Annotated in this window: 21 protein-coding genes and 1 tRNA gene; 11 read left to right on the top strand and 11 right to left on the bottom strand. The window is 66.8% G+C overall.

Translation table 11 applies throughout. The features are described 5' to 3' along the window. Positions 1 to 2 precede the first annotated feature (2 nt). The 5 genes from FA90_RS14575 to FA90_RS14555 form a co-directional block, all read right to left on the bottom strand. Positions 3 to 539 (bottom strand): cytochrome b, encoded by a 537-nt coding sequence (locus FA90_RS14575; protein ID WP_036169849.1) that lies wholly within the window; start codon positions 537 to 539, stop codon positions 3 to 5. After that, on the bottom strand, positions 536 to 1,651 hold the full coding sequence (locus tag FA90_RS14570) for a catalase family peroxidase (RefSeq protein ID WP_081933863.1): 1,116 nt from the start codon (positions 1,649 to 1,651) through the stop codon (positions 536 to 538). Before FA90_RS14570 ends, FA90_RS14575 begins: the two co-directional genes overlap by 4 nt. Positions 1,652 to 1,861: 210 nt before the next feature. Continuing rightward, positions 1,862 to 3,133 (bottom strand): phosphoribosylamine--glycine ligase, encoded by a 1,272-nt coding sequence (gene purD, locus FA90_RS14565; RefSeq protein WP_036169845.1) that lies wholly within the window; start codon positions 3,131 to 3,133, stop codon positions 1,862 to 1,864. Between the two features lie 2 nt (positions 3,134 to 3,135). Continuing rightward, on the bottom strand, positions 3,136 to 3,861 hold the full coding sequence (locus FA90_RS14560; RefSeq protein ID WP_036169843.1) for a YebC/PmpR family DNA-binding transcriptional regulator: 726 nt from the start codon (positions 3,859 to 3,861) through the stop codon (positions 3,136 to 3,138). Between the two features lie 70 nt (positions 3,862 to 3,931). Further along, on the bottom strand, positions 3,932 to 4,696 hold the full coding sequence (locus FA90_RS14555; protein ID WP_036169841.1) for a DUF2182 domain-containing protein: 765 nt from the start codon (positions 4,694 to 4,696) through the stop codon (positions 3,932 to 3,934). A gap of 230 nt (positions 4,697 to 4,926) precedes the next feature. On the opposite strand from FA90_RS14555, the gene FA90_RS14550 reads away from it, so the two are divergent. From FA90_RS14550 to FA90_RS26505, 4 genes are all read left to right on the top strand, one after another. Next, a complete protein-coding gene (locus tag FA90_RS14550) occupies positions 4,927 to 5,847 on the top strand; it encodes a DMT family transporter (RefSeq protein ID WP_036169839.1) in 921 nt (306 codons plus the stop codon). 141 nt (positions 5,848 to 5,988) lie between these two features. Beyond that, a complete protein-coding gene (locus tag FA90_RS14545) occupies positions 5,989 to 6,372 on the top strand; it encodes a methylglyoxal synthase (RefSeq protein WP_036169837.1) in 384 nt (127 codons plus the stop codon). Positions 6,373 to 6,397: 25 nt separating this feature from the next. Continuing rightward, a complete protein-coding gene (locus tag FA90_RS14540) occupies positions 6,398 to 7,372 on the top strand; it encodes a quinone oxidoreductase (protein ID WP_036169835.1) in 975 nt (324 codons plus the stop codon). A gap of 16 nt (positions 7,373 to 7,388) precedes the next feature. After that, a complete protein-coding gene (locus tag FA90_RS26505; RefSeq protein WP_156116713.1) occupies positions 7,389 to 7,532 on the top strand; it encodes a hypothetical protein in 144 nt (47 codons plus the stop codon). A gap of 14 nt (positions 7,533 to 7,546) precedes the next feature. On the opposite strand, the gene FA90_RS14535 is transcribed toward FA90_RS26505, so the two are convergent. Further along, on the bottom strand, positions 7,547 to 8,185 hold the full coding sequence (locus FA90_RS14535; RefSeq protein ID WP_036169833.1) for a DUF4136 domain-containing protein: 639 nt from the start codon (positions 8,183 to 8,185) through the stop codon (positions 7,547 to 7,549). A gap of 226 nt (positions 8,186 to 8,411) precedes the next feature. Here FA90_RS14535 and pepN point away from each other — a divergent pair, with 226 nt between their 5' ends. The 7 genes from pepN (at position 8,412) to FA90_RS14500 (ending at position 17,344) form a co-directional block, all read left to right on the top strand. Next, complete coding sequence (gene pepN / locus FA90_RS14530) at positions 8,412 to 11,111, top strand: aminopeptidase N (protein WP_036169831.1); 2,700 nt, start codon at positions 8,412 to 8,414, stop codon at positions 11,109 to 11,111. Between the two features lie 39 nt (positions 11,112 to 11,150). Then, positions 11,151 to 12,152 carry a class 1 fructose-bisphosphatase gene (locus tag FA90_RS14525; protein ID WP_036169829.1) on the top strand — a complete coding sequence of 334 codons (1,002 nt, stop codon included), beginning with the start codon at positions 11,151 to 11,153 and terminating at the stop codon, positions 12,150 to 12,152. A gap of 74 nt (positions 12,153 to 12,226) precedes the next feature. Then, positions 12,227 to 12,302 (top strand) — tRNA-Thr (locus FA90_RS14520). 482 nt (positions 12,303 to 12,784) lie between these two features. Then, the gene (locus tag FA90_RS14515; protein WP_036169826.1) at positions 12,785 to 13,507 is read left to right on the top strand and encodes a DUF883 domain-containing protein; all 723 of its coding nucleotides are present in this window, start codon (positions 12,785 to 12,787) and stop codon (positions 13,505 to 13,507) included. A 265-nt stretch (positions 13,508 to 13,772) separates the two neighbouring features. After that, a complete protein-coding gene (locus FA90_RS14510; RefSeq protein ID WP_036169824.1) occupies positions 13,773 to 15,356 on the top strand; it encodes a DUF1800 domain-containing protein in 1,584 nt (527 codons plus the stop codon). A 27-nt stretch (positions 15,357 to 15,383) separates the two neighbouring features. Then, positions 15,384 to 16,622, top strand: coding sequence for a DUF1501 domain-containing protein (locus FA90_RS14505; protein ID WP_036169823.1), 1,239 nt, complete (start codon positions 15,384 to 15,386; stop codon positions 16,620 to 16,622). A 515-nt stretch (positions 16,623 to 17,137) separates the two neighbouring features. Continuing rightward, positions 17,138 to 17,344: a hypothetical protein gene (locus FA90_RS14500; protein ID WP_036169820.1), complete on the top strand. Its 207-nt coding sequence runs from the start codon at positions 17,138 to 17,140 to the stop codon at positions 17,342 to 17,344. A 42-nt stretch (positions 17,345 to 17,386) separates the two neighbouring features. On the opposite strand, the gene FA90_RS14495 is transcribed toward FA90_RS14500, so the two are convergent. From FA90_RS14495 to lplT, 5 genes are all read right to left on the bottom strand, one after another. Continuing rightward, complete coding sequence (locus tag FA90_RS14495) at positions 17,387 to 18,178, bottom strand: 2OG-Fe dioxygenase family protein (protein WP_036169818.1); 792 nt, start codon at positions 18,176 to 18,178, stop codon at positions 17,387 to 17,389. 45 nt (positions 18,179 to 18,223) lie between these two features. After that, entirely contained in the window at positions 18,224 to 20,323 is a 2,100-nt protein-coding gene (locus tag FA90_RS14490) for a TonB-dependent receptor domain-containing protein (protein ID WP_156116711.1), read from the bottom strand. Between the two features lie 7 nt (positions 20,324 to 20,330). Continuing rightward, positions 20,331 to 20,825 (bottom strand): DUF6702 family protein, encoded by a 495-nt coding sequence (locus FA90_RS14485; RefSeq protein ID WP_036169814.1) that lies wholly within the window; start codon positions 20,823 to 20,825, stop codon positions 20,331 to 20,333. A 91-nt stretch (positions 20,826 to 20,916) separates the two neighbouring features. Further along, on the bottom strand, positions 20,917 to 23,301 hold the full coding sequence (locus tag FA90_RS14480) for a M1 family metallopeptidase (RefSeq protein WP_036169812.1): 2,385 nt from the start codon (positions 23,299 to 23,301) through the stop codon (positions 20,917 to 20,919). A 253-nt stretch (positions 23,302 to 23,554) separates the two neighbouring features. Next, on the bottom strand, positions 23,555 to 24,778 hold the full coding sequence (gene lplT / locus FA90_RS14475) for a lysophospholipid transporter LplT (protein ID WP_051971805.1): 1,224 nt from the start codon (positions 24,776 to 24,778) through the stop codon (positions 23,555 to 23,557). Positions 24,779 to 24,844 lie beyond the last annotated feature (66 nt).

Here is a 24,844-nt window from a genome sequence, read left to right as displayed (position 1 = left end):
GCTCAGGGCTTGCGGCCGAGCGAGATCGCCCGGAACACGCCGTCCCTGAGCAGCAGCGCGTGCAGCAGGCCGGCCAGGATATGGGCGATCACGGTCAGGTAGAACAGCTCGCCGACCAGCGTGTGCATCGAACGCAGCAGCGCGTAACGTGCCACATTCGGTGCCACGTCCGGCGCGCCCAGCGGGGGCAAGTGCAGCGGCAGCGGGAAGCCGCCGGCCGACAGCATCGCCCAGCCGATCAGCGGCATTGCCAGCATGCAGGCGTACAGCAGCCAGTGCGAGGCGTGCGCGGCCAGGCGCAACGGCGCCGGCAGCGATGGCGGCAGCGGCGGCGTGCGGCCGGCAAGGCGCAAGAGCAGGCGCAGCACCGCCAGCACCAGCAGCGCCAGGCCGAGCGGCTTGTGCAGCGCCAGCAAGGTCAGGCGCCAGTGCGACACCGTGGCCACCATTCCGGTGCCGACCAGCAGCATCGCGATCAGCAGCGGCGCCATGGTCCAGTGCAGCAGGCGCGAAGCCAAGGAAAAGCGGGTCGGGGTCATTGTGCGCCTCCCTGGCGTGCATTGTTCTGGAGCGCCGCCACTTCGTGGGTGCGCAGGTTGTACGAGCGCGAGTACGCCCCGGAGCGCGCCGCCAGCAGCGGGTCGTTGGAAACCTGGATGCCGCGCGGCAGGATGGTCGGGTCGAAGTTGACGTCGCGGCAGGGGCCGTCGCCCTGGTCGATCGCGCGTTCCAAGGTCAGCACGCCGGCGTCGACCAGCGGGCGGTCGGCCGGCCAGGCACGCGTCGCATCGTCTTCCGGGTCGCCCGGCGCGGCCAGCTGGATCTGCAGATGCCAGCGCGCCGGACCCTGCGCCAGGCGCCGCAGCAAGTCGTCCTGCAACGCATTCTTGTCGGCCTTCTGGCTGGGCTCGAGCGGTGCGGCCGGCAGCTCCGGCGCCAGCGACCAGCGCACGGGGTGCGTCTGGCCGTGCGCATCGACGAAGCGGAACGCGTTGATGCTGTAGAACGCCGTGTTGAGCAGCGACGAGGTGCCCGGATGGGCCTTGGTCCAGGCGCGGAACGGCGCCGACTCGGGATGGCTGTCGAAGAACGCTTTCAGGCGCGCCGGATCGGGCTTGCCGGTGGCGGGATCGGGCCGCGACGCGAGCAGGTTTTCATAAAAAGCTTTCGGCGTGTTGACCACGAAGATGGGCGTGTTGTTCATGCCGGTGCGCCACTGTTCGCCGCCCGGCAGCTGGAACTCCAGCGCCAGGCTGCGCACCGGGCTGCCGGTGTCGGGCGCCGCCGGATTGCCGCCCGGGACCGCGAAGCGGCCGATCACCGGCACGCGCAGCGGCTGGAACACCGAGGCGCTGGAGTAGGCGCTGGCCAGGCCGCTGCCGTCGAAATGGCCGACCACGCAGATCCCTTTGGCGTGATTGCGGCGAAAGCCGGGGTGCTGGCCGAAGTCGGCCTGGAAACCGTCGATGACGCGCGCCGGCGTCAGGCGCTGCGGGGTCAGCCAGCCGGCGGCAAAGGCATAGCCGGCCGCCAGCACGGCGCCGGCGCCGGCGATGGCGCAAAGCGGCGCCAGGACGGGTGCATCGGGGCGCAAGCCGAGCGTGCGGCGCAGCAGGGCGGCCGGGCCGCCGGGGCGGGGAGGGACGGTCATCGTGGTCTTCAGCGAAAGTGATCGAGCCGCCATGCTAGGGCGGCGCGGATTACAGAACGATGACGGCAAGGTTACGATCGCGTCATCGGCGCCGGACCGCTCTTTCGGCCGGGCGCCGGCCCCGGAAACGACGACGGGACGGCGCTCGCGCTGCCGTCCCGTCGATGACCTGGTGTGCCTGGTCAGGTGCGCCGCATCAGCTGTGCACCATCAGCTGTGCTTCATGCCGCGCCAGCCGATGTCGCGGCGGTACTGGGCGCCGTTGAAATGGATTTTCTCGACCGTGTCGTAGGCCTGCTTCTGCGCCATCTTGACGCTGTCGCCCAGGCCGACCACGCACAGCACGCGGCCACCCGCGGTCTGCAGCGCGCCGTCCACCAGGCGGGTGCCGGCGTGGAAGGTGATCGACTCCGGCGTGTCGGCCGGGATGGCGTCGATGACGTCGCCCTTGGACGGGTTGTCCGGATAGCCGTTGGCCGCCATCACCACCCCGACCGCGGTGCGGCGGTCCCATTCCAGCTCGACGGCGTCGAGGGTGCCGTTGACGGCGTGCTCGAGCACGTTCACGAAGTCGCTTTTCAGGCGCGCCATGATCGGCTGGGTTTCCGGGTCGCCCATGCGGCAGTTGAATTCGATGGTCTTGGGCGCACCGTTGGCGTCGATCATCAGGCCGGCGTACAGGAAGCCGGTGAACGGGATGCCGTCGCGCGCCATGCCCTGGATGGTCGGGGTGATGATCTCGCGCATCACGCGCGCGTGCACGGCCGGGGTCACGATCGGCGCCGGCGAGTAAGCGCCCATGCCGCCGGTGTTCGGGCCCTGGTCGTGGTCCCTGAGGCGCTTGTGGTCTTGCGAAGTGGCCAGCGGCAGCACGTTCTTGCCGTCGCACATGACGATGAAGCTGGCTTCCTCGCCGCTCAGGAATTCCTCGATGACGATGCGCGCGCCGGCATCGCCGAAGCGGTTGCCGGACAACATGTCGTCGGCGGCCTGGTGCGCCTCTTCCAGGGTCATCGCCACCACCACGCCCTTGCCGGCGGCCAGGCCGTCGGCCTTGATCACGATCGGGGCGCCCTGCGCGTCGATGTAGGCGTGGGCCTGGGCGACGTCGGTGAAGGTCTGGTACTGCGCGGTCGGGATGCCGTGGCGGTGCATGAAGGCCTTGGCGAAGTCCTTCGAGCTTTCCAGCTGCGCGGCCTCGCGCGTCGGGCCGAACACCTTCAGGCCGCGTGCGCGGAACAGGTTGACGATGCCGGCGGCCAGCGGCTGCTCGGGGCCGACCAGGGTCATGGCGACGTGCTCGGCGACCACGAAATCGGCCAGCGCGGCCGGGTCCGTGATGTCGACGTTGACCAGGCGCGAATCGCGCGCGGTGCCGCCATTGCCCGGCGCGACGTAGACCATCTGGACGCGATCGGATTGGGCCAGTTTCCAGGCCAGGGCGTGTTCACGGCCGCCGGAGCCGACTACCAGGATTTTCATGCTTACTCGTCAATGACAGCGTTGGTATAGACTTCCTGCACGTCGTCCAGGTTTTCCAGGGCGTCCAGCAGCTTTTGCATCTTTTGCGCGTCTTCGCCGGTGAACACGGTCTCGGTGTCCGGCTTCATGATGACTTCGGCCGAGTCGGCCTTGAAGCCGGCCTTTTCCAGCGCATCCTTGACCGCCGGGAAGGCGTTCGGGTCGCACAGCACTTCGAAACCGCCTTCGTCGTCGGGGATGACGTCGTCGGCGCCGGCTTCCAGCGCGGCTTCCATCAGCTTGTCTTCTTCGACGCCCGGGGCGAACAGGAACTGGCCGACGTGCTTGAACATGAACGAGACCGAACCCTCGGTGCCCATGTTGCCGCCGAACTTGCTGAACGCGTGGCGCACTTCGGCCACGGTGCGGACGCGGTTGTCGGTCATGCAGTCGACGATGATCGCCGCGCCGCCGATGCCGTAGCCTTCGTAGCGGATTTCTTCGTAGTTGACGCCTTCGAGGCCGCCCGAACCGCGCTGGATCGCGCGCGTGACGTTATCCTTCGGCATGTTGGCGTCGGCCGCCTTGTCGACTGCCAGGCGCAGGCGCGGGTTCGAGTTGAGGTCGCCGCCGCCCATGCGCGCAGCGACCGTGATTTCCTTGATCAGTCGGGTCCAGATCTTGCCGCGCTTGGCGTCAGTCGCGGCTTTCTTGTGCTTGATGTTGGCCCATTTGCTGTGTCCAGCCATGTCGAAGTTCCTTGAACTGTGTTCGTCGTAATCCTCGACATTTTAGCATAGGGCCCTTTCCAAAAAACTGTCAGGGAAACAACAGCGCGGTGCCCCAGGCAACCAGGCCGAGTCCGGTTGCGCAGGCCAGCAAGTGTCCACCTGGCAGCTGCTTCTCGGCCAGGATAAGGGCGATCAGGCCGCCGATCACGGGCAGGTTCAGCACTCCGGCCGGCAACACCAGCGCCAGCAGCAGCCAGCAGCAGCCGGTGCAGTAGCGCGCATCGGTGACGCCCATCCGGAACGCACCCCGGACGCCGCCCCGCCATGCGGTCAGCACGAAGGCCAGCGGGTCGCGGCCGTTGTCCAGGCAGGCGTGCTTGGCCGGGGTCCACTGGTAGATCCCGGCCGCCACCAGCATCAGCGCGCCGACGGTCGGGTGCGAGATCGCCATCGTCTCGTCGAGCGCGCCGGCGTCGTGCAGCAGCCAGCCGGCCAGCGCCCCGGCCAGCGCGCCGCAGCACCAGACCGACAGTTCGCCCGACAGCAGCGCCAGCGCGCACGGCACCACCCAGCGTTCGCGCCGCTCGCGCTTGACGCGCGCGTACAGCAGCACCGAGGGCGCCGCCGCCGGCAGCATCATGGCGGCGATCACGGCCACCCACAGCGCAAGCAGCAAGGCCAGTTCGGGCGCGCGGTAGGGCGCCGCATGGACGGCGGTGCCGGTGCCGACCGCAGCCAGGCGTCCGACCCGGAACAGCAGGTAGGCCCAGCACAGCGCTGCCAGCAGCCCCAGCAGGGCCAGGACCAGGGTGCGGTCGGCGCGCAGGTCCTTGATGCCGCGGGCGCCGCTCATCGTGCGCGGTCCATGCAAGGTGGGTTTCCGGCGCCGTGGCGGCGCTGGAAACGGGCGCGCCGGGCCGCGGCGCGGACGGTATCGGCAGTGCGGCTGAACTTCATGCATTCCTCCTTGACTCCCTGCACGGAGATGGCAGGCGGCGGTTTGACCGGCCGGGCGCCGCCGCGTTCGCAGGCATCCTCAGCCGGTCTTCAGCTCATCGGCGGGATTCGTCTTACAATCGTCGAATGAGCAAAACTGCAATCGACACATCTGTCGCGCCTGTGACACGCCCGGCGCTGCTGGCCGGGCTGGCCATCGCCGTCGCCGGCGCCATCTTGTTCTCGACGAAGGCGATCGTCGCCAAACTGCTGTATCGCTACCACATGGATGCGGTGACTTTGATCGCCTTCAGAATGCTGTTCTCGCTACCGGTGTTTGCGGGCGTGGCGATCTGGAAGATGCGCACCGAAGCGCCGCTCCAGGCGCGCGACCGCTGGCGCCTGGTCGGCCTGGGCCTGATCGGCTACTACCTGTCGAGCTATCTCGATTTCCTCGGCCTGCAATACATTTCGGTCGGGCTCGAGCGCCTGATCCTGTTCCTGACGCCGACCTTCGTGCTGCTGCTGACCTCCGCCGTGTTCAAGCGGCGCATCGGCGGCGCCCAGTGGGGCGCGCTCGGCCTGTCCTACTGCGGGATCCTGCTGGTGTTCGTGCACGACCTGACGGGCGGGGCCGGCAGCATCGTCACCGGTTCGCTGTTCGTACTCGGTTCGGCGCTGTCGTATGCGATCTACCTGCTCGGCACCGGCGAGATGGTGCGCCGCATCGGATCGCTGCGCCTGGTCGCGTATGCGATGTGCGTCTCGAGCGTGGCCTGCATCGCCCAGTTCTTCATCCTGCGCCCGGCCAGCCTGCTGATCCAGCCGTGGCCGGTGTACGGCCTCTCGCTCGTCAATGGGATATTCTGTACCATCTTCCCTGTCTTCATGACCATGATCGCGGTGCAGCGCATCGGCGCCGCCACCGCCTCCCAGGCCGGCATGATCGGCCCGGTGTCCACGCTGTTCCTCGGCTGGGCGCTGCTCGGCGAGCCGATCACGGCCATACAACTGGCCGGCACCGCGCTGGTGGTGGCCGGGATCTACATGCTGTCGCTGAAAAAATAATCAACTCACTTTAGGAGATGGGGTTCGAAAACCGTAGCCAGCGGCAGCACTGCTGACCGAGAAGCGCAGCTGTACGGGAAGTACAGCGAGCATCGCAGGCCGGCAGGGCAACGCGCAGCAGGTTCGCGAGCCTCCAACGAAATGACCAAACCAAGACTTGCCCTGATCGCGCACGACAAGAAGAAAGACGACATGATCGCGCTCGCCGCCGAATACCTGGACTACCTGCGCGGCTGCACATTGTCCGCCACCGGCACCACCGGCGGGCGCCTGATCAACGAGCTCGGCCTGCAAGTGACGCGCATGCATTCCGGTCCGGTCGGCGGCGACTTGCAGATCGGCGCCCAGCTGGTCGAGGGCGAGATCGACTGCGTGATTTTCCTGCGCGATCCGATGACCCCGCAGCCGCACGAGCCGGACATCAACGCCCTGGTGCGCGCCTGCGACGTCCACAACATCCCGTGCGCGACCAACGTGTCCAGCGCGCGCCTGGTGCTGTCGCAGCTGATGGCGACGGCGCGCTGATTCAATCAGATAATCAGGAGCGAACATGGCGAAGGCGATCCGTTTTTCCAGCACCGGCGGTCCCGAGGTGCTCCAGCTGGCCGACGTCGAGGTCGGCGAGCCCGGCCCCGGCGAGGCGCGCGTGCGCAACCACGCGATCGGCGTGAATTTCATCGACGTCTATTTCCGCACCGGGCTGTATCCGCTGGACCTGCCGAGCGGGCTGGGGCAGGAGGGCGCGGGCGTGGTCGAGGCGGTCGGCCCGGGCGTCGAGCACGTCAAGGCCGGCGACCGCGTGGCCTACGCGGCGCGTCCCAACGGCGCCTATAGCGAGCTGCGCGTGATGCCGGCCGATATCCTGGTCAAGCTGCCGGACGCGATCTCGTTCGAGACCGGCGCCGCGATGATGCTGCAGGGCCTGACCGTGCAATACCTGCTCAAGCAAACTTATCCGGTCAAGGCCGGCGAGACGATCCTGTTCCACGCGGCCGCCGGCGGCGTCGGCCTGATCGCCTGCCAGTGGGCGCGCGCGCTCGGCGTGAACCTCATCGGCACGGTGGGGTCAAACGAAAAGGCGGAGCTGGCGAAGGCGCACGGCGCCGCTCACGTGATCAACTACAACACCGAGGACGTGGTGCAGCGCGTGCTGGAAATTACCGGTGGGGCCAGGGTGCCGGTCGTGTACGACTCGGTCGGCAAGGACACGTTCGCGCGTTCGCTCGATTGCCTGCGCCCGCGCGGACTGATGGTCAGCTTCGGCAACTCGTCGGGCGCGGTGCCGCCGTTCGCCCTGACCGAACTGGTGTCGCGCGGCTCGCTCTACATCACGCGTCCGACCCTGCAGAGCTACGCCGCCACGCGCGAACAGCTGGAAGCGATGGCGGCCGACCTGTTCGACGTGGTGGCCGGCGGCCAGGTGAAAATCGAGATCAACCAGCGCTTCCCGCTGGCGGACGCCGGCCGTGCCCACATCGAACTCGAAGCGCGCCGCACCACCGGCAAGACCATCCTCATCCCCTGATCCTGCCCCTCATACCATGCGCGAGTTCAGCGACGACAACGACCCGGCCGAGCCGGCACCGGTCACCCAGCCGCGCTTCGGCCGGCTGCTGGCGGTGCTGGCGCTGGCCATCCTGCTCATCATCGCCATTACTTTCCTGTCGGAGAAGTACCTGGGCTGAACCGAGGGCTGAAATCAGCTCTTCGGGTTCTGCTGCATCTCGATTACGCGGGCGCCGCCGTTCGGTCCCGGAAAGTCGTGGAAGGCGCTCTGCACCAGCGCCGGCATGACGGCCGGGGTCGATACGTTGCGGCTGATGTTGCGCACCGTGACGTCGAACAGGCGTTTGCCGTCGCCCGCCTGCTGGATCGAGAGTTCGAGTTCACGGTGGTAGCGGTGCTCGGTCTCGAGCTCGTAGGCCGGCATCGGGCCCCACAGCGGGTCGTAGAACGGGCTGTACCAGCCGCCCCAGTAGCGCCGGCGCCAGCCCATGTAGGCAAAGCGCGGGCTGTACGGATACATCGGCGCGAAGGCCGGGTAGGCCACCTGGGTCGGCACGTCGACGGTACGGAAGCGCATCGATACCTGCAGCGCCGGCGACTGGTTGGACTCGTGGAAACCGAGGCGGGTCATCTGACCGCGCACCAGGTTCTCGTAGCTTTGCAGCTCCAGCGTGTTGTACTGCTGGGCCACCGGCGCGAAGGCGTAGCTCTTGTCGGGCAGCTGGGCCGGCCATTGGTTGAAAGTGGTGACGTCGCTGCGGATCGTGGTCGCGCAGCCGCCGAGCAGCAGGGTGGCGCTGACCGCTGCCGCTGCAATCATCAAGCGTTTCATTTCATTTTCCTCTTATCTCTGTCGGTCTTATACAGGGAACCATCATATTCCTGGTGTTCTGTGTTCGTCGATACATTTACGCGCGGTTACGGGCTGTACATGGCGATACATGCAGATATCTGCAATCCGGGATGGGTTTTGCGGGCACGCATGGAAATCGTACGGAAACAGCGCAAAGGCTATTGGTAAAATAGGCGCTTCAACAACGGCTTTGCGGACCCCAACCATGCGCACCGATACGCCCCAGACCATCTACCGTCAGGACTACACCGCTCCCAGCTACCTGGTCGACACCGTGGAACTCGGCTTCGACCTCGACCCCGCCCGTACCGTCGTCGCCAACCGGCTGACGCTGCGCCGCAATCCCGACAGCCCCAAGGGGCCGATCGAACTGGTCGGCGAGGATATCGATCTGGTGGCGATCCGCATGAACGGCAAGAGCCTGGCCGAAGGCGATTACGTGCTCGATGGCGGGATCCTGCGCATCACCGGCGCGCCGGACGACGTCGCGCTGGAAATCGAAACCGTCTGCGTGCCAGAAAGCAATACCACGCTGAGCGGCCTGTATGTCTCGAACGGCAATTTCTACACCCAGTGCGAGGCCGAGGGCTTCCGCCGCATCACGTATTTTCCGGACCGCCCGGACGTGATGGCCAAGTACACCGTGATGCTGCGCGCCGACAAGGACAAGTACCCGGTGCTGCTCTCGAACGGCAACCTGGTCGAAGAGGGCATCCTGCCCGACGGCCGCCACTACGCGCTGTGGGAAGACCCGTTCAAGAAGCCGTCCTACCTGTTCGCGCTGGTCGCCGCGCGCCTGGTGTGCCAGGAAGAGCAGTTCAAGCTGGCCGACGGCCGCACCGCGCTGCTGCAGGTGTGGGTCGAGGACGGCAACCTCGACAAGACCGACTACGCGATGCAGTCGCTCAAGCGCAGCATCCGCTGGGACGAGGAGCGCTGGGACCTCGAGCTCGACCTGGACCGCTTCATGATCGTCGCCGTCGGCGACTTCAACATGGGCGCGATGGAAAACAAGGGCCTGAACATCTTCAACACCAAGTACGTGCTGGCCAATCCGCGCGTCGCCACCGACGTCGACTTCCAGGGCATCGAAGCCGTGGTCGGCCACGAGTACTTCCACAACTGGACCGGCAACCGCGTCACCTGCCGCGACTGGTTCCAGCTGTCGCTCAAGGAAGGCCTGACGGTGTTCCGCGACCAGGAATTCTCGGCCGACATGATCGGCACCGACACCGGCCGCGCCGTCACCCGCATCGACCAGGTGCGCACGCTGCGCCAGGCCCAGTTCCCGGAGGACGCCGGCCCGATGGCGCACCCGGTGCGTCCCGACTCCTTTGTCGAGATCAACAATTTTTACACGGTCACGGTGTACGAAAAGGGCGCCGAGGTCGTGCGCATGTACCAGACCCTGCTCGGCCGCCAGGGCTTCCGCGAGGGCATGGACCTGTATTTCGCGCGCCATGACGGCCAGGCCGTCACCTGCGACGACTTCCGCCTCGCCATGGCCGACGCCAACCAGCGCGACCTGAGCCAGTTCGAACGCTGGTACAGCCAGGCCGGCACGCCGGTGGTGCAGGCCGAAGGCCGCTACGATGAAGACGCGCGCACCTACACGCTGCGCCTGCGCCAGTCCTGCCCGCCGACCCCGGGCCAGAGCGAAAAGCTGCCGTTCCACATCCCGGTCGCGGTCGGCCTGCTGAGCGCCGACGGCGCCGACCTGCCCTTGACCATCGATGGCAAGGATGCCGGTACCACCGCCGTGCTGGAGCTGACGCAGGCCGACCAGGAATTCATCTTCACCGACGTGCCGGAGGCGCCGACGCCCTCGATCCTGCGCGACTTTTCCGCCCCGGTGATCCTGAAATACGGCTACAACGACGCCGAGCTGCTGCGCCTGTTCCGCAACGACAGCGACCCGGTCAACCGCTGGGAGGCGGGCCAGCGCCTGGCGATGAGCCGCCTGATCAAGCTGGCCGGCAGCCTGGCCGCCAAGAACTCGGTGGCGGGCATGAACGCTAGCGCCGCCACCGCCAGCCTCGACCTGGACGACGTGTTCGTCGAGGCGCTGCGCGCCATCCTCACCGACGACACGCTCGACCCCGCCTTCCGCGAGCAGGCGCTGCTGCTGCCGTCGGAAACCATGATCGCCGACCAGTTGGAGACCGTCGATCCGCTGGCGATCCACCTGGCGCGCCAGTTCGTGCGCGCCGACATCGGCGCCCGCCTGCGCCCCGAGCTGCTGGCGCAGTACCAGGCCAACCAGACCCCGGGCGAGTACAGCCCGGACGCCGAGTCGATCGGCAAGCGCGCCCTGAAGAACCTGGCGCTGGCCTACCTGTGCGCCGCGCCCGACGAGGAATCGATCGCGCTGGCGCAGCGCCAGTTCGACGAAGCCGACAACATGACCGACCGCGTCGCCGCGCTGTCCGCCCTCGTGCACGCGCGTGCGGCCGATGCGCAGGCAGGCGCGCGCGCGCAAGACGCGCTGCAGCGCTTCTACGAGGAGTTCCAGGGCGAGGCGCTGGTGGTCGACAAGTGGTTCGCGATGCAGGCCTCGGCCCCGACCACCGACGTCGCCGCCGTGCGCGAACTGATGACGCACCCGGCCTTCACGCTGCGTAACCCGAACCGCGCGCGCAGCCTGGTATCTACCTTCTGCGCCGGCAATCCGGTCGGTTTCCACGCCCCGGACGGCAGCGGCTACGCCTTCTGGGCCGAGCAGGTGATCGCGCTCGACGCGCTGAACCCGCAGGTCGCCAGCCGCCTGGCGCGCGCGATGGACCGCTGGCGCCGTTACACCCCGGCCCTGCAGGCGCACATGAAAGCGGCGCTGCAACAGGTGGCCGGCCAGGCCAAGCTGTCCAACGACGTGCGCGAAGTGGTCAGCAAGGCGTTGGCCAACTGAGTGGCCAACTAAAGCATTTAAAACGAACCAAGGAAGTTCATGAAACGTGTCAGCCTGACGCAATACCTGGTTGAGGAGCAGCGTCTCCACAACAACATCCCGGCTTCGCTGCGCCTCCTGATCGAGGTCGTCGCGCGCGCCTGCAAGACCATCAGCCACTCGGTCGGCAAGGGCGCGCTCGGCGACATCCTCGGCAGCGCCGAAACCGAGAACATCCAGGGCGAGGTGCAGAAGAAGCTCGACGTGATCTCCAACGAGATCCTGCTTGAAGCCAACGAGTGGGGCGGCCACCTGGCCGCGATGGCGTCCGAGGAAATGGAATCGATCCACCCGATCCCGAACCGCTACCCGATGGGCGAGTACATGCTGCTGTTCGATCCGCTCGACGGCTCGTCCAACATCGACGTCAACGTCTCGATCGGCACCATCTTCTCGGTGCTCAAGGCGCCGGAAGGCATGACCCAGCCGAGCGAAGCCGACTTCATGCAGCCCGGCAGCCAGCAGGTCGCCGCCGGCTACGCCGTGTACGGCCCGCAGACGATGCTGGTGCTGACCACCGGCAATGGCGTGAACTGCTTCACGCTCGACCGAGAAATGGGCTCCTGGGTGCTGACCCAGAAGAACATGCAGATCCCGGCCGATACCAAGGAATTCGCGATCAACATGTCGAACCAGCGCCACTGGCATCCGCCGGTGCAGCGCTACGTCAGCGAAATGCTGGCCGGCAAAACCGGCCCGCGCGGCAAGGATTTCAACATGCGCTGGATCGCCTCGATGGTGGCCGACGTGCACCGCATCCTGAACCGCGGCGGCATCTTCATGTACCCGGCCGACCTGCGCGACCCGGGCCAGCCCGGCAAGCTGCGCCTGATGTACGAAGCCAACCCGATGGCGATGATCGTCGAGCAGGCCGGCGGCGCCGCCACCGACGGCCGCGCGCGCATCCTCGACATCCAGCCGACCAAGCTGCACCAGCGCGTGCCGGTGTTCCTGGGCTCCAGGAGCGAAGTCGAGCGCGTCACCGGCTACCACGCCGAATAAAATAGTCGAGTCAGACTAGCAAGTTCCCCCGGATCTTTGCTAGAATACGGGTCCCTGCTCCTGCAGCAGGGTGAGCCGCTGTAGCTCAGTCGGTAGAGCAGCGCATTCGTAATGCGAAGGTCACCAGTTCGATTCCGGTCAGCGGCACCAGAATTCAGTCGTAAAGTAAGAAAGTCAAAGGGTCACATGCTCAGGCATGTGGCCTTTTTTCATTTCCGCCTCCACACCACCAAGCCCAGCCTCGCGCCGGTTTTTTTCATTCGCGCGTATGCTGGCTTTTCGATGACAAAACGGCCTTGAAACAGAGTTGATACGGCTCTGTTAGGCACCGCACAGTCCCGCTCGGCGAAAAGTTATATTTTTTCTATCGTGAAGTCGCATGTGTCTGACACAGCGTCACCAGCGAACGCGAGTGGGGTTACGCGGTGAACTTTTGAGCAGTTTCACGGTCAACGCCAACAGGCTTTGACTCAGTGCAGGCTTGGAAATCGCCGTTGATGTAACGCAGCTCGTTCTCGTGCCTTCGCTCAGTTGCGAAGGGATTCAGGCAAGATTGGGACAGGGTCCCGCATGTGGTAATGGTCGAGTATCGGTCACCTCCGCGTCGTCTACATTTTTACGAGGAATTCATCATGGATAATCAGAAGTCGAGCGAAGCAAAAGGCAGCAACGTCGGTAGCCAGAACAATGCAGGCAACCTGAACAAGGGCCCGCAAGGCAGCCAGGGCAAGGACCAGTCGATCGGTTCCTCGACCGGCAGCAGCACCGGCGGCGCAACCGCGTCGAGCACCTCGGGTTCGTCGACCGCCGGTTCGATGGGCGCGATGACGAGCGCCATCGGCGCGGGCGTCGGCGGCGCGAGCAGCCAGAGCGCAACCGGCGGCGCGGCCACCGGTTCGGGCGTGGGCGGCGACGCCAAGGACCTGGGCGCTAAAGTCCAGGACAAGGCCCAGGATCTGAAGGCGAAAGCCGACGACAAGGCCCAGGACGCGCACCAGGCCATCGACAAGGCTGCCGACGCCGCCAAGCCGCTGGTCGACAAGGCCGTCGACAGCGCCCAGTCGACCATCGACAAGGCCGCCAGCACCGTGCAATCGGCCGCTGACAATGTCCAACCGATCGTCGATCGCCTGGCCACCACCGCTCACGCCGGCGTCGACCGCCTGCAGGGCATGCTGAGCGGCGCAGGCTCGAGCCTGGGCGAGCGCCAGCAACAGCTGACCGACGCCGCAGGCGAGTGGATGGACGCGACCCGCGACTACGTGCGCGCCAAGCCGGCCACCGCGCTGGGCATCGCCGCCGCCGTCGGCTTCGTGCTGGCCAAGCTGCTGGGCGGCAGCCGCCGCGATTACTGATCGCGGTTCAAGATCGTCGGCTTCCGATGTGCGGAGCCGACCGATCCCGACCAACGAAGCCGGCCTCGCGCCGGCTTTGTCTTTTTCAAGCGCTCCCAAAATCCTTGACCGGCGCGGTAAACAGGCCGAAGCTGGTAATGCCGACGAGCACGGCTTCGATCCGTAGTGCACGCGGCGTCGTTACAACTGCTTACGGTTGAAACTTCGGATCGATCATCCAGCTCGGCCGTTCAGGTTAAATGGGCCGATGACCAGGAGCCCATCCATGCAACGTCGCTTTCCACTTGCCATGCTCGCTGCCGCACTGATCGCCTCGCTCGTTCAGCCGGCCGCCAGCGCCGCGTCTCTGAGCCCGGACCAGCAGGCAGTCCACGTACTGAACCGCCTGGCCTTCGGGCCGCGTCCGGGCGACGTCGAACGCGTCGAACGCATTGGCGTGCAGGCATGGATCGAACAGCAGCTGCACCCGGAATCGATCGCGCTGCCGGCGGCGCTCGAGGCCCGTCTGGACGCGCTCGACACGGTCAACCGCGGCGCAGGCGAATCGGTCGCGCAATTCATCGACCTGCAGCGCCAAGTGAAAGACGAGGACGAGGGCGCCAGGCAGCGCCGCCGCATGGTCCAGGCGCGCATCGCCAGCCAGGCCGCCGAGGCGCGCCTGCTGCGTGCGATCGACAGCCCGCGCCAGCTGGAAGAAGTCATGGTCGACTTCTGGTACAACCATTTCAACGTCTTCTCGGGCAAGGGCGTCGACCGTGCGCTGGTCGCGAGCTACGAGCGCGACGCCATCCGGCCCTATGCGCTGGCGAAGTTCCGCGACCTGCTGGGCGCGACCGCCAAACACCCGGCGATGCTGTACTTCCTCGACAACGCGGTCTCCTCGGCGCCCGGCGCCCCGGGCGGCAAAGGCAATGCCAAGAACAAGACCGGCGGCCTGAACGAGAACTATGCGCGCGAGTTGATGGAGCTGCACACGCTCGGCGTCGACGCCGGCTATAGCCAGAAGGACGTCACCGAGCTGGCGCGCATGCTGACCGGCTGGACCTACGACCAGCGCCGCCTGATCCGCACCGGCGAGACCTTCCGCTTCGACGCCAGGCGCCACGACCAGGGCGCCAAGACCTGGCTCGGCCACCCGATCCCGGCCGACGGCCAACGCGAAGGCGAGTATGCGCTCGACGTGCTGGCGGCGCACCCGGCCACGGCCTATCACGTCAGCTGGCAGCTGGCGCAGTACTTCGTCAGCGACGATCCGCCGCCGGCGCTGGTCGTGCGCATGGCCAAAACCTGGTTCGATACCGACGGCGACATCCGTGCGGTGCTCGAGACGCTGTTCTCGAGCCCGGAGTTCATGTCGCTTGACGCGGCCGGCGCCAAGTTCAAGACGCCGTACCAGTTCGTGGTGTCGGCGGTGCGCGCCAGCGCCGACCCGGTCGTCGACGTCGCGCCGCTGGTGAGCACGATGGCGCAGCTCGGCATGCCCTTGTACGGCTGCCAGACGCCCGACGGCTACAAGAACACGCAGGATGCCTGGCTGAACCCGGACGCGCTCACGCGCCGCATCGCCTTCGCCGCCGCGCTCGCGGGCGGCCGCCTGCGGCTCGCGCCCGCAGCCGCGCGCGCGCGCGAACCCGCGCCGGCGAACCTGGCCGGCAGCGACGCCGTCCCGCCGGCCGCGTCGCCGCCCGAGACGCCCAAGCCGGCGCCGCCGACGCCGCTCGACGCCGCACGCCTGGAGACCACCTTGGCCGGCGCGATCTCGCGCCGCACGCTCGACATCGTCGGGCGCAGTCCAGACAACCTGAAGGCCGCGATGCTGCTCGGCAGCCCGGACTTCATGCAGCGCTGAACGCGCCATTTGATACAGGAGAACGATATGCGACGCAGGGACTTCCTGAGCACGCTGGCACTCGGCGCCGGCATCGTGCTGCCGCTCGGGCGCCACGCCTGGGCCGCCACCGGCGACCCGGCCGGCCCCACACGCAAGAAGCTGATCGTGGTGATGCTGCGCGGCGCCGTCGACGGCCTGAACGTGGTCGCTCCGGTCGGCGACGAGAACTACCTGCGCCTGCGCCCGACCATCGGCCTGGGGGCGCCCGGCATGGAGGGCGGCGCGCTCGACCTGGACGGCTACTTCGGCCTGCATCCGGCGCTGGCCAGCTTGCAGCCGCTGTGGCGCGAGAAGAAGCTGGCCTTCGTGCACGCCAGCGGCTCGCCCGACGCCACGCGTTCGCACTTCGACGCCCAGGACTACATGGAGTCGGCCACCCCCGGCCTGAAGGCGACCCCGGACGGCTGGATGAACCGGCTGGTGAGCGCGCTGCCGGGGGCGTCCACCCCGAGCCGGCTGCTCGGCATCGGTCCGGTCATGCCGCGCATCCTGTCCGGCCGGGCGGACGCGATCAACCTGCCGGGCGGCGCCGGCGCCACCAAGGCCGATCTCCTCGACCGCCCGGCGACCGGCGCCGCGTTCGATGCGCTGTATGCGAATCACCCGCGCTTCGGGCGCGCGTACGCGGACGGGCGCAGCGCGCACAAGGAAGTGATGGGCGCAGCGGAAAGCGCGCAGATGCTGGCCGCCGACCGCGGCGCGCCGCTGCCGAACGGCTTTCCCGACGACGCCGCACGCCTGGCCACGCTGATGCGCAACGATCCCAGGATCCAGCTGGCCTTCGTCGCGCTGGGCGGCTGGGACACGCATGCGTCGCAGGGCGCCGCCACCGGCCAGCTGGCCAACCGGCTGGCGCCGCTAGGGCAGGGGCTGGCCGTGCTGGCCGAGCGCCTAGGGCCGCTGTTCGACGACACCGTGGTGGTCGTCATGTCCGAATTCGGCCGCACCGCCCATGAAAACGGCAACGGCGGCACCGACCATGGCCACGGTAACGTCATGTGGCTGCTGGGCGGCCAGGTCGATGGGGGCAAGGTGGCCGGCGCGTGGGAAGGCGTCGGCGACGCTGCCTTGAACGAAGGCCGCGACTTGCCGGTGACGACCGATTTCCGCGCGGTGCTGGCGCATGTCGCCGAGCGCCACCTGCGTCTTGCAGATGAGCGCCTGGCGCAGGTGTTTCCGGCGCTGCCGCAGGCGCAGCCGGGTTTGAAGCTGGTGCGCAGCTGAACGCCGGACTCGGCTTTGTCGCGCTGCCGCAAAGAATCCCATGCTTGCAGGAAGTCATCATTGACCTTCGCTCTATACGAGCGCATGTCGATACCGTAGTTTTACTGTATTGCGGTGCACAAAAATACGGATTATAGTGAACCTGTCTCCTCCAGTTTTTCTCCGAAAACCTGGATTCAGCCCGCAAACGATGCGGGCTTTTTTTTGCCTCATGCAAGCTGGCTGATCCTTGCGCCGCGCCATGGCCGGCTGATCCACACGCGCTAGGCTGGACGGGTATCCCTCACGGATACGCATTTTCCCGATCCTCGTCGCCGGAGCACGCCATGACCAAAAAGCCGAGCCATGTCTTCAGTCCTTCCCTCCGCGCCACCCTCAAAACCGCCAGCCTTGCGCTGTGCGCCGGCATGTTGTCTTTGGCGCCACTCGGCAGCCGCGCGGCCAGCCAGGGCGCACGCTACCGACGACGCGTCCCAGGTTGACCCGGCCAGTCCGTTTATCTGGCGACGCTGTCGATGTTCGGCCACCACGGCGCCTGCGGCACGCTGACCTATGCGGTGCCGCTCGGCGCCAAGCTCGACGCCGCCAACAAGGCGCAGGCGGCGTCGAAGGACGGCGTGCTGAAGCTGCGCGTCCTGCCGCTGCCGGACAAGGGCGGAATGGCAGGGATGGAGGAAATCGGCGCGGTCGAGCTGTTTGCGGTCAGTGTCGAGGCGTACTGAGGCCGATGCCAGCCGATGATGCCGGCGCCAGCCGAGGAAGATTCAGGCGCCGGTGGTTTCGGCGTCGTCGCCCTGGAAGGCGCCGGCACGCCAGGTCAGCACCAGCGTGTCGCGGTGGCCGCCTGCGCCGGCGGTCAGCGGCTGGATCGGCGTCGATTCGTGGATCACGGCGGCGTCGTCCAGCAGCAGCAGGGTCCACGGCTCGGTCATCGTGAAGCGCTGGCCTTTCGGGCCGTCGGCTTCGAACACGCGCGTCTCGCCGCCCTTGATGTTCTCGCGGCCGACCAGGATCACGGCGACGAAGTCGACGCCGTCGCGGTGCGCGCCTTCCGGCGTCGGGCGGCCGATGCCGTCCAGCGTATCGATGCGGAACTGGTGCGCTTCGACATACCAGGGCTGCGCGGGCCCCGCCTGTGTTCCCCTGGCCTGCGAGCAGACGTCGCCCAGCGCGCGCAGCAGCTTGCGCCAGGCCGGCTGCTCGACCGTGCCCGGTTCGATCGGCACGAACAGGCGGTGCATGCCGCCGTGCAGCGCGTTGTACTCGACCGGTTGCCAGTGCGCGCGGTGCGGGCTTTGCTCGAGCGCGTCGCCGCGGTCGATGAAGCAGGAGTGGCGCCGGCGCCGGTAGCGACCGCCGTCCTTCAGGTAGTTGTCGAGTTCCAGCCGGTCCCAGCTCGGGGTCAGCGCCGTCAAGGCGTCGAGCGGGCAGCCGGCGAGAAGCGCGACGTCGCTTGGACGCAGCAGGGCATAGCCTTCGCTGCGCAGCGCGTCGGCGACATGGGCCGGATCGGTGTAGGGCGGTTGGGGTTGCGTGGGTGCGTTCGATGAAGTCATCGCGCTAGCGTAGCATTTTTTGGGGGAGCCGTGCCGGCGCCAGGACTAAAAGCTCTTTACCAGCGTCAGCCGGAACGAACGCGATTCGACCGGGTGGAAATGGATGTCGTTCCGCGCCGCCGCTTCGCCGCGCAATTGCGAGGCGTAGTAGTAATCGATCGCCGACACCTGCCGGTTGGTGAGATTGAAGCCTTCGAATTCCAGGCGCAGGTCGCGGCTCACGCGGTAGCCGATGCGGCCGTTCAGGGTCGTGCTGGCGTGCGAGCGCACGCTGTCGTCCTCGACCAGCGGACGCGGACCGAACCAGCGCAGGCGCAGTGCGCCTTCCCACGCGCCGAGCTGGCTGACGGTCAGCGCCAGCTGGCTCACGCCTTCGATCGCTTCCGGAATCCGGTCCTGCGCCGGCGCAACGCCGCGCGAGCGCGCATGCGCGTAGGCGGCGTCGAAGTCGAGCGCCAGCCATTTCAAGGGCTTCCAGTAATTGGAAAACTCGATGCCGATGCGGCGGCTGGGCGGGCCGGCCTCGGTCGTGCCCTCGTCGCCGACGTAAGTCAGTTCGGAATCGAAGTCGAGGCGGTACAGCGAGAGCGCGGTCTGCATCTTCGGCACCGCCTCGAGGCGCAGGCCGACTTCCATGCCGCGCGAGCGCACCAGGCCGGGCGTCTGGCCGACGGCCTCGAGCGTCTTCGGATCGACGGTCGACACCGTGCCGCGCGCGTCGTTGCTGTGGAAGCCCTGGCCATAGTTGAAGTAAAGCTCGGCGCTCTTGAGCGGCGCCCAGGCGACGTTGAGCGATGGGCTGACCAGCGTGTCGGAGGTACTGCCGGAATTTTGCGCCAGGCTGCTCTGCACGCGGAAGCGGTAGTCGTCGGCGCGCAGGCCGACCGTGGTGCGCAGCACCTCGCTCCAGCGCGTCTGGTTTTCGATGAACAGCGCGCCGCTGGTTTCGACGATGTGGTCCAGGCGCGTGCTGGCCAGCGTCTCTCGCGCGCGCGTCTTGAGCAGGCCATTGAAGATGTTGTCGTTCTGGGCCTGCAGGCCGACAGTGATGTCGGAGACGATGCCGCCGTCGCCATTCGCGTCGCCCTTGCCGTCGCGGTTACCGTGATACGCGGTGAAGGTGTGGATGGCATTGACGCCGCCCGTGACGCGCCGGTCCGGCTGGGCGAACTGGTCGCCGTTGACCGGGTCAATCATGAAGTAGGTGAAGTCGGACCACAAATCGAGCTGGTTGCGGATCACATAGGCGCTGACCTTGGTGGCGGCATAGGCCGAGGTCCGGCGCCACACGCCGGACAGGCTGACGCGGCGCGCCTGCCCGCCGTCGCTCGGGTCGATCGCGTCGAAGCGCCCGATCCGGCCGTCCTGCACGGCACGCTCGGGGATCTGGTCGGTCGAGTTCCAGCGCCCGTGGTAAGCCATTGCGGTGACGCTCCAGCCATTGTTGGCGTAGCCGCGGCTGTAGCGCAGCACGCCATTCAGTTTCTGGTAATCGTCGCCGTGCGTGAACGGGCCGTCGTTGTGCAGCGCCTCGATCGCATACAGCAGCGTACCGCCGGCGCCGATGCCGCTCTCCAGGTCCGTCGACGCCGCCAGCGCCGTGCGCAGGTAGCCGTTCTGGCCGACGCTGACGGTGGCGACGTCGCGCAACAGGCGGTTCGCGTAGGTGATCGACGCGCTGCCGGCCGAGGCGAAGTCGCCGTCGCGCGCCGAGTACGGTCCCTTGCGGTAGTCCAGGCGCGAGGTCAGTTCCGGGATCAGGAAGTTCAGGTCGGTCCAGCCCTGGCCATGCGCATGCGAGCGCTGATTGACCGGCATGTCGTCGAGCCAGGTAGCCAGGTCGGTGCCGTGGTCGAGGTTGAAGCCGCGCAGATAGAACTGGTTGGCCTTGCCTTCGCCGCTGTGCTGGCTGACGATCAGGCCGGGCACGGCCTCGAGCAGTTCGCCGGGGCGGTACACGGTGCGCATCTCCAGCTCCTTCTGGCCGATGCTGCCGGCACTGGCCGAGTCGGCGATGCCGAGCTGGCTCATGCGCGAGCCTTCGACCAGCACGCGCTGGATCAGCGGGTCGTCGGCGCGGGCGTGGGCATGGGCCAGCAGGGCCGCAAGCGCGAGCGCGGTGGGGCGCGCGGTGGTGCAGGACATCATTGGATCAGCGGACGGATTGTTCCGGGCGGCCGGCGGTGAAGCCGAAGGTGCGCAGGTTGCCGTCGACGGTCAGGTTGACGGTGTTGACCTGGTCGGACAGGAAGTCGGCCAGCACGGCGTCATGGATCGCCGCGACCTTGCCGGAGGCCGTCTGCGCGGCTTCCTGGAACACGACCACGCTGTCGGTGTCGACCTCGATGCCGACCCAGTTCAGGGGCAGGCGCTTGCCGTCCGCGCCGGTCAGCCAGAACTGCTTCTCGACATACTTGCGCAGCACGGCCTGGGCGTCCGCATCGGACAGGTCGAAGGGACGTCCGTAGAGATTGGTCAGCAGCGCCTCGACGTCGTGCGCCATCAGCGTGTGCACGACCTCGGTGCTGCCGGTGTGGGCGTTGAAGCTGATGTCGGTCAGGCCGGCATGGAAGCTGTGCGCACGGGCGTCCACGCATGCGCACGCGAGCGTGGCGGCGAGCAGGGCAGGGAAGAAAGAGCGTTTCATGGGAGGGACCAAAAAAATGGTGCAGGACCGGCAGGGCGCTTGCGCAGCCCCGCCATCCTACACCATCGGCTTCAAGCGATGACGCTACCGGTTAATCGGCCTTCTGGGCATCGGTCGCGGCTGCGTCCTTGCCTTTGCCGGCCTTCAGCTTTTCGTTGAAGTCTTTCATCATGTCGTCCTGAGGACGCTGCGTCTTGAACAGCTCCAGGCGCGACGGCGTCAGCTTGCGCGGCCAGGCGTTGTTGCTGGTGTCGGTGTCCGCGGTTTCCCAGTACGGGTCCTGGGTCAGGCTGACCATGGGCTCGTCGGTGATGATCAGCTTGGTGATCTTCTTCGGGTTGTAGCGCCACACTTCGGCCGGGATGCGCTCGATGGTTTTCTTGCCGCTGGCGAGCTGGATCTCGAGCACCAGCGGCGTCACCAGGCCGCCCAGGTTGGAAAAATCGACCAGGTACAGGTGCTTGTTTTCCTTGAGCAGCGCCTTTTCCCAGTCCTCGAGGCCTTCGACCGTCTCGTTGTACTTGTTGCGGTCGCGGTTGGTGACGGTGTAGTCGTCGTGCTCGTTGTAGAAGTCCTTCAGCTCCGGATGCGAGTCGACGCGGCGCGGCAGCGTGCCCTGGTTGCGCTGGTCGGTGATCGAGATCGGCTCCTGGTCACGCAGCGCCTTCTTCCACGCCTTTTCCGTCTCCGGGTCCTTGCTGCCGATGGTGTACTCGGTGATGCCGTCCACGCTCACGTCGACGTGGTCGGTGGTGTAGAACCAGCCGCGCCAGAACCAGTCCAGATCGGTGCCGGAAGCGTCTTCCATCGTGCGGAAGAAGTCGGCCGGGGTCGGGCGCTTGAACTTCCAGCGGTTGGCGTATTCGCGGAACGAGAAGTCGAACAGCTCGCGGCCGAGGATGGTCTCGCGCAGCACGATGAGCGCGGCGGTCGGCTTGGCGTACGAGTTGTTGCCCAGCGCCGCGATCGATTCCGAGTTGGTCATGATCGGCACCTGGTTGGCGCTCTTCATGTAGTCGGTGATGGTGCGCGGTTCGCCGCGCGAGGCCGGGTAGTGCTCTTCCCAGGCCTGCTCGGCCAGGTACTGCAGGAAGCTGTTGATGCCCTCGTCCATCCAGGTCCACTGGCGCTCGTCCGAGTTGACGATCATCGGGAAGTAGTTGTGGCCGACTTCGTGGATCACCACGCTGATCAGGCCGTACTTGGCGCGCTTCGAGTAGGTGATCTCGCCGGTCTTCTTGTCCTTGGTCGGACGCGGGCCGTTAAAGCAGATCATCGGGTATTCCATGCCGCCCACCGGGCCGTTTACCGAAATCGCGACCGGATAGGGGTAGTCGAAGGAATACTTGTTGTACTCGGCGATGGTGTGGATCACCGCGGCGGTCGAATACTTTTCCCACAGCGGGTTGCCTTCCTTCGGGTAGAAGGACTGGGCCAGCACGTTGGTGGCGTCCTTCTTGAAGCCTTGCGCATCCCAGATGAACTTGCGGCTCGAGGCCCAGGCGAAGTCGCGCACGTTCTTGGCGCGGAAGTGCCAGGTCTTGGTGCCGCTCGCATGCTGCTTCTCGCGTGCCTCGGCTTCGGCCTGGGTCGCGATCACGACCGGCTGCTTGGCGGTGCGCGCCTGCTCGAGGCGCTGGCGCTGGGCTGCGGTGAGCACCTCGCCCGGGTTCTGCAGCTCGCCGGTGCCGGCCACGATGTGGTCCGCCGGGACGGTCAGGTCGACGTCGTAGTCGCCGAACTCCAGCGTGAATTCGCCGGTGCCCAGGAACTGCTTGTGCTGCCAGCCCGCCACGTCGTAGTAGGCCGCCATGCGCGGGTACCACTGGGCGATCTCGAACAGGTCGTTCTTGTCTTCGTCGAAGTGCTCGAAGCCGGCGCGGCCGCCGAGGATCTTCGATTCGTTGATGTTGTAGCTCCACTCGATCGAGAAGGCCAGCTTGCTGCCCGGCTTCATCGATTGCGGCAGGTCGATGCGCATCATCGTGCGGTTGATGACGTAGTGCAGCGGGCGGCCGCTGCTGTCCTTGACGCTCTTGATGTTGTAGCCGCCGTCGAAGGTGCGTGCTTCCAGCATCGTGCGCACGGTGTCGAACTTGACGCCGGACTCGGGCGTCGCCTTCGACCAGGCTTCGCGCGAGGGCAGGGTGGCGGTGGTGCGCGCGTCCGAATTCGGCTTGTAGATGTTCTGGTCGAGCTGGACCCACAGGTAGTCCAGGCTGTCCGGGGAATTGTTGTGATACGTGATGGTCTCGGTGCCGGAGATCGCACGCTTGGCCTCGTCCAGCGAGGCGCGGATCGTGTAGTCGGCGCGCTGCTGCCAGTAGGCATGGCCGGGGGCGCCGGACGCGGTGCGGATCGTGGTCGGGGTGGGCAGCAATTCGTCGAGTTGGCGGAATTTGTCGTCGAATTGGTCAGCCGCGATGGCGGACAGGCTGAGGCATAGCGCCGCCAGCCCGATCGGCAAACGTATCATGGTTACCCTGCGTTTTTGGTTGATAAGAAGAAAATATTCTAGTACTTACCGTAAGGACAGGGTTTCTTTGATTTGTAACAAGCTTGTTACATGTGCAAAGATCGAGCGAGTGTGGCGTTTAAGCGACTTTCGCCGATGTCGACGCGCGCGCATGGTGCGCCAAGCCCATATGGATGGGCGATCGCGATGCGTGGATGCACGGCGCAGGTGCGGCGCCGGCGCACAGCCCTGGCCGGGTTTTCGGGTGTGCGGTTCAGGCGCGCGCCGGCGCCACCGAGATCGCGCGCAGGCCGAGCGTGACCACGACGATCAGGAGCCCCAGCGCGATCAGCACGGTGTCGAGCTGCAGCCGCACTTGCAGCGCCACCGCGTAGCTGGCGGACATCGCGAGGATGGCGATGTTCTCGTTGAAGTTCTGCACTGCGATCGACTGGCCGGCGCTCATCAGGTGATGGCCGCGATGCTGCAGGATGGCGTTCATCGGGACCACGAAAAAGCCGGCCAGCACGCCGATCGCGAGCAGCAGCGGCGCCGCCAGCGCGACCGAATGCACGAACACCATGCAGCACAGGCCCAGGCCCATTACGATCCCGAGCGGCATGACGGACAGCGAGCGCACCAGCGGCACCGATTTGCCGGCCAGCGCCGCGCCGACCGCGACGCCGAGCGCGAACACGCCCTGCAGCATCGCCGCCTGGTCCAGGCCGAGGCCGAGCACCGTCTGCGCCCAGGCCAGCAGCAGGATCTGCAGGACCATGCCGGCGCCCCAGAACAGCGAGGTCACGCCGAGCGAGACGCGGCCTTCGCGGTCGCGCCACAGCTGCGAATTACAGCGGAAGAAGTCGCGCAGCAGGGCCCCTGTCGAGCGTCCCGCGCGCGCGTAACGCGCACCCGCGTCGACCACGGCCAGGTTGAGCAGCGTGGCCAGCAGGTAAGTGAGAACGATCACCGCGACCGCGGCGCCGACCGGGGTGTCGATCAGGCGCCCGAACGGCAGGCTGGCCTGCAGCCAGGCGATGGCGTGTTCGTTGGCCGAGATCAGCCCGCCCAGCACGGTGCCGAGGATCATCGACAGCACGGTCGTGCCTTCGATCCAGCCGTTGGCCGCGACCAGGCGCTTGGCCGGCAGCACTTCGGCCAGGATGCCGTACTTGGCCGGCGAATAGGCCGACGCCCCAAAGCCGACGATGCCGTAGGCAAGCAGCGGATTGGCCTTGGCCAGGATCAGCGAGCAGCCCAGCATCTTGACCGTGTTGGTGACCAGCATCACGCGGCCCTTTGGAAAACGGTCGGCGAAGGCACCGGCGAAGGGCGCGAGCAGGATGTACGACAGCACGAAGCCCATCTTCAGCAGCGGCGTCATCCATGCAGGGAAGGCCAGCGTGGTGATCAGGGAGACGCACAGGATGAACAGCGCGCTGTCGGCCAGCGAGGAGAAGAATTGCGCACCTACGATGGCGAAGAAGCGAGAATTCATGAAGGCTCGGTTGTCTTGTCGGACTGACCTTATATCATAGCCGCCGGGGGCGCTTGTTCCGCTTGG

Source organism: Massilia sp. 9096 (assembly GCF_000745265.1).
GTDB lineage: Bacteria > Pseudomonadota > Gammaproteobacteria > Burkholderiales > Burkholderiaceae_D > Telluria.
Note: the sequence above shows the minus strand (reverse complement) of the source record. Positions and strands in the feature narration are given on the sequence as shown.

Coding starts and splice junctions, on each gene's coding strand:
- FA90_RS14575 (WP_036169849.1), bottom strand. CDS start 539: ATGACCCCGACCCGCTTTTCCTTGGCTTCGCGCCTGCTGCACTGGACC.
- FA90_RS14570 (WP_081933863.1), bottom strand. CDS start 1,651: ATGACCGTCCCTCCCCGCCCCGGCGGCCCGGCCGCCCTGCTGCGCCGC.
- purD (WP_036169845.1), bottom strand. CDS start 3,133: ATGAAAATCCTGGTAGTCGGCTCCGGCGGCCGTGAACACGCCCTGGCC.
- FA90_RS14560 (WP_036169843.1), bottom strand. CDS start 3,861: ATGGCTGGACACAGCAAATGGGCCAACATCAAGCACAAGAAAGCCGCG.
- FA90_RS14555 (WP_036169841.1), bottom strand. CDS start 4,696: ATGAGCGGCGCCCGCGGCATCAAGGACCTGCGCGCCGACCGCACCCTG.
- FA90_RS14550 (WP_036169839.1), top strand. CDS start 4,927: ATGAGCAAAACTGCAATCGACACATCTGTCGCGCCTGTGACACGCCCG.
- FA90_RS14545 (WP_036169837.1), top strand. CDS start 5,989: ATGACCAAACCAAGACTTGCCCTGATCGCGCACGACAAGAAGAAAGAC.
- FA90_RS14540 (WP_036169835.1), top strand. CDS start 6,398: ATGGCGAAGGCGATCCGTTTTTCCAGCACCGGCGGTCCCGAGGTGCTC.
- FA90_RS26505 (WP_156116713.1), top strand. CDS start 7,389: ATGCGCGAGTTCAGCGACGACAACGACCCGGCCGAGCCGGCACCGGTC.
- FA90_RS14535 (WP_036169833.1), bottom strand. CDS start 8,185: ATGAAACGCTTGATGATTGCAGCGGCAGCGGTCAGCGCCACCCTGCTG.
- pepN (WP_036169831.1), top strand. CDS start 8,412: ATGCGCACCGATACGCCCCAGACCATCTACCGTCAGGACTACACCGCT.
- FA90_RS14525 (WP_036169829.1), top strand. CDS start 11,151: ATGAAACGTGTCAGCCTGACGCAATACCTGGTTGAGGAGCAGCGTCTC.
- FA90_RS14515 (WP_036169826.1), top strand. CDS start 12,785: ATGGATAATCAGAAGTCGAGCGAAGCAAAAGGCAGCAACGTCGGTAGC.
- FA90_RS14510 (WP_036169824.1), top strand. CDS start 13,773: ATGCAACGTCGCTTTCCACTTGCCATGCTCGCTGCCGCACTGATCGCC.
- FA90_RS14505 (WP_036169823.1), top strand. CDS start 15,384: ATGCGACGCAGGGACTTCCTGAGCACGCTGGCACTCGGCGCCGGCATC.
- FA90_RS14500 (WP_036169820.1), top strand. CDS start 17,138: ATGTTCGGCCACCACGGCGCCTGCGGCACGCTGACCTATGCGGTGCCG.
- FA90_RS14495 (WP_036169818.1), bottom strand. CDS start 18,178: ATGACTTCATCGAACGCACCCACGCAACCCCAACCGCCCTACACCGAT.
- FA90_RS14490 (WP_156116711.1), bottom strand. CDS start 20,323: ATGTCCTGCACCACCGCGCGCCCCACCGCGCTCGCGCTTGCGGCCCTG.
- FA90_RS14485 (WP_036169814.1), bottom strand. CDS start 20,825: ATGAAACGCTCTTTCTTCCCTGCCCTGCTCGCCGCCACGCTCGCGTGC.
- FA90_RS14480 (WP_036169812.1), bottom strand. CDS start 23,301: ATGATACGTTTGCCGATCGGGCTGGCGGCGCTATGCCTCAGCCTGTCC.
- lplT (WP_051971805.1), bottom strand. CDS start 24,778: ATGAATTCTCGCTTCTTCGCCATCGTAGGTGCGCAATTCTTCTCCTCG.